This window comes from Marinimicrobium sp. UBA4509 (assembly GCF_002388575.1).
Lineage (GTDB): Bacteria > Pseudomonadota > Gammaproteobacteria > Pseudomonadales > Cellvibrionaceae > Marinimicrobium > Marinimicrobium koreense.
Genome location: NZ_DGMV01000050.1, coordinates 1,494 through 5,516, shown reverse-complemented (window position 1 = coordinate 5,516; position 4,023 = coordinate 1,494). Strand labels below are relative to the sequence as shown.

3 protein-coding genes are annotated in these 4,023 nt (G+C 56.4%); 2 read left to right on the top strand and 1 reads right to left on the bottom strand.

All coding sequences use genetic code 11. The features are described from left to right. The coding region (locus B3520_RS08020; protein WP_286875832.1) for a glycoside hydrolase family 16 protein at positions 1-1,598 on the top strand (1,598 nt) is incomplete at its 5' end. A gap of 64 nt (positions 1,599-1,662) precedes the next feature. On the opposite strand, the gene B3520_RS08015 is transcribed toward B3520_RS08020, so the two are convergent. Beyond that, positions 1,663-2,799, bottom strand: coding sequence for an AraC family transcriptional regulator (locus B3520_RS08015; RefSeq protein ID WP_123638469.1), 1,137 nt, complete (start codon positions 2,797-2,799; stop codon positions 1,663-1,665). Positions 2,800-2,992: 193 nt separating this feature from the next. Between B3520_RS08015 and B3520_RS08010 the strand changes: the two genes are divergently transcribed. After that, on the top strand, positions 2,993-3,958 hold the full coding sequence (locus tag B3520_RS08010) for an alpha/beta hydrolase (protein WP_286807613.1): 966 nt from the start codon (positions 2,993-2,995) through the stop codon (positions 3,956-3,958). Positions 3,959-4,023 lie beyond the last annotated feature (65 nt).

Sequence of the window (4,023 nt, the reverse complement as noted above, 5' to 3'; positions counted from 1 at the left end):
GGCCGCTCAGTGGCGAGATCGATATTTTCGAAGCGGTGAATACCAACGCCAGCGGCGAGAATGAAGTCCACGGCACCCTCCACTACGGTCGTCCCTGGCCGAACAACCTCAACAGCGGAGCCAGTTTTACGCCCGCAGAGCCGATCTGGGAAAACTTCCACACTTACGCGATTGAGTGGGAGGAGGGTGAAATCCGTTGGTATGTGGATGATGTCCACTTTGCGACCCAGACGGCTGACGATTGGTTTACTCTCTCCTGGCAGGGGCAAGACGAAGGCTTTGAGACTGGTAACCCGGCTTCTCCGTTCGACGAAATGTTTCACCTGATCATGAACGTCGCCGTCGGTGGTAACTGGCCCGGTGCGCCGGATGATGCGACCACTTTCCCTCAGGAAATGGTGGTCGACTATGTTCGCGTTTATCAGTGTGACGTTGATCCCGATACTGGCAAGGGGTGCGCCTGGATCGATGAAGATGCCGAGGATGTAGAGGGCACGGGCGGCACCGAAAAAGAGTTTGCCCTGTATGAAAACGGCCCGGCAACGCTGAACTTTTCAGTGTTTGATACCGAAGTGAGTAACACGCTGGTTCCGGGACAGTGGCAGGAAACCGCTGGAAACCTGGTTGTCGATACGGCGCTTCAGGTGGATGACCAGACTGTCTGGGATGTTCAGTTCAACGGCCTGAGCAATGTCTTCCTGCTGTCCGGTGATATGAGCAGTGTCGACTATGTCGATGACGGTTTCAGTTTTTCACTCAATGAAGAGCTCAGCGGTATTACCTTTGATATGCGGGTAGTCGACGCGAGTGAGGACGCCACCCTGAGCGTCAAGCTCGACAGCGTATGGCCCAACGTCAGTTCGCGTGAAATTGAATTGCCGCCCACAGGCGAGTGGCAAAGCGTCTCGGTCCGGTTTTCGGATTTTGTCGGCAATGCCGATCCGGCGGGTCAGGTCAACTACAGTGACATCAATGCGCCCTTCGTTCTTGAGCTGAGTAGCGGTACCGCCCACGTGCAGCTGAACAACATCCGTGTGACCTGCTTTGGCCCGTCCTGTAGCGTCAATCCGAAACTGGATGGCACGGCGCCTGAAGGCACCGAGGCGGTCGATGTGTTTGTCGACGGTAGTCTGGATGCACTCTGGACGGATCCGGGCGTGGACTTCTATGTTGAAGGGGGTCAGAGCATCACCTCTACCACCGTATCTGACGGTGATCGCGGCGACGTCCTGGAAATAGCCTTCGGGGCCAGCGGTTTCGGTACCATGTACATTCAGTCAACGGACCCGCAGGATCTGAGTGCATACGCTGGCGGGAACCTCGTGTTTGATCTGAAGGTGGTGGATGCCGGAAACAACACTGATGGTTTCCTCGTCAAGGCTGACTGCATTTATCCGTGTACCTCGAATGAGCTGTCGGTACCGCTGCAGAACGACGGTGAGTGGCATACCGTATCGGTATCCATCGCGGACTTGACGTCGGGTTCGGGCTTTATCATCAGTCGTGTCAATACGCCCTTCAGCCTGTGGCCCGTTTCGGGTCAGCAGAGCAATGTGGTGTTCCGGCTGGATAATATCCGCTGGGAGCTGGCCGAATAACGATTTGCTCAGATGAAAAAAAGCCGCTCATCAAGAGCGGCTTTTTTTTGCCTGTTGTTCAGGTTTAGTGAGCACCCTTGTCTTTGCGGTACTCGGAAGGGGACATGCCCGTCAGGCGCTTGAAGAACCGGTGAAAAGCGGACTTGCTGTTGAACCCGGACTCCAACAGAATATCCAGAATGGTTTTTTCTGTGGCTTTCGGGTCGGCCAACAGTCGCTTGGCCTCCTCCACCCGGTAGGTATTGATGAACTCGAAAAAGTTGGTCCCAAAGTGTTTGTTGATCACTGAAGAAACCTCTTTTACCGGAAGATCCAGGCGAGCCGAGAACTGCTCAATGTTGAGGTTCTGCTGCAGATAGATCTTGTCGGTTTCCATCGCGGCCTTCACCCGGTCGATAGCCGATTCCGAGGGTTTATCCTCAGCCGGTGCACGGGTTTCCTCGGCTCGTGTTTCAAGCAATTGGTGGGCGTATATCAGGCTGTAGGTAAACAGGCCATTGATCAGGATAAAGGTAATGTAGTTATCGGCAATTCCCAGGTAGTCTGCGGTTTCCGGAGAAGTGTACTTTGCCAGAATGTGGACGATCATCGTCCAGGTCCAACTGGCGAAAAATCCCAGGGTCAGAATGTTCAACCAGCGCGGCTCGGTACTGGAGAAGTGGGAGTATTCGTCCTTGAGCTCGGAGCGGTATCGTTGCACGAGCGCCACGGCAGCGAAGGAATAGACCAGCGGAACCAGCTTGGCGGAATCCCAGAGGAAAGTGACCAGCCTCTCCGGCTGCTCATCGCCCATGGCCCAGAGGTGACGGAGGTCATTACTGTCTATGGCAAACAGGGCCATGATCAGACAGGTCACGAGCGCCGGCGCCAGGTGCACCAAGTGAGTGGGGCGGAGCGTAAACTGGGCGCGGGTAATGGAGGCTACATACAGGTACAGTGCCGGCCCTTTGAGCATGAGAGCGGCCATAAGGAAGTAAGGAATCCAGTACTGGTCAACGGTCGGTCCAATGTGGACCTGATCGTTCCAGAGGATCAGGGTGGTTGCGGAGCCTGTGGCAATGACCAACAGGAAAGCGCTCAAAAGGCGCCCGTACAGCCGGTTTTGTGCGGGCATGGCGGCCTGGAGCAGTGCCAGGAGTATGCTCTCGGCGACGGTCATCATCAATATGACGTCGTGGATATTGAAAATATAATCTTTCATGGAGTTGGGGTAGGGGACCTTGATTATTCTGGTGGCATACAGGCGCTAATCTGTCATATTTCCCACCATTGAGCAACCGAGCGGATCGAATCAGGATCTTGTCTTATAGACTAACAGCGGTTGTCTCAGGGTTGTGTTTATACCGCCCGGCAGCCAGAATTTGGTGCCAGTGTCCCTTAAAGGAGCCTCGTCCGTGACCTTATCCAAATCCGCCCCGGATTTTTCAGAGCTGCCCGAAATTTTGCCCTATCTTGCGTTTGATCCCGCGGAAGATGGAGCCAATGTCGGCGATGCGACCACTCGGGCTTATTTAAGGCACTACGGGCTGGATTTGGCGGCTGAATTTCCTGACGTGGCTCAGGGCGTTGGGCGGGTCCGCGTGGATCAGTGGGACATAGCCTGCCATTATTGGCTACCTCCGCAGCCACGGGGTCATCTGAGTATCGTGCATGGGTATTTCGATCACTCGGCACTGTACGTTCATGCGGTGCGATTTGCGCTCAGGCATAACCTGTCGGTTCTCACCTATGATCAGCCCGGCCACGGCTTGAGCTCGGGGCCGCGCCTGGTGATTGACAGCTTTGATCGCTATGCCGATGTCCTGCAGCAGCTGCTGGAGCGCTCCCGCCACCTGTTCGGCCCGACGCGATGTGCTCTGGGGCAGAGCATGGGAGGCGCCACGCTGCTTAACCACCTCTGGCGCCATGGGAACGCCCTGACCGGCCGTACCGCCCTGTTCGCGCCTCTGGTGCTGCCGCGCGGCTGGGGGCTCAGCCGGTGGCTCTATGCCCTGCTGCACCGCTGGGTGCGGGAGATTCCCCGGACGTTTATCGATAGCTCCCATGATGCGGACTTCAATCGCTTTCTGGCATCCGAGGACCCGCTGCAGTACCGACGCCTGAGTGTCGACTGGGTGGGCGCCATGAAACGTTGGGACGAGGTCTTCCGGAGTTGGCCGGTACGCAATGATGAACTATTGATGGTGCAGGGCACCGGGGATGACACCGTGGATTGGCAGTACAACTTGCAGCAGATCGGCCGCAAGTTGCCTAACCTGAGAGTGGAAATGCTGGAGGGCGCCCGTCACCATCTGGTGAACGAGACGCCCGAGTACCGCGACCCGGCCTTCGCCGCGGTCGAACGGTTCTTCTTCCAGTAGGTCGGATTAGCGAGGCGTAATCCGACGCAGGGTTTGAGCTTGTTGTGTCGGATTACGCTTCGCTA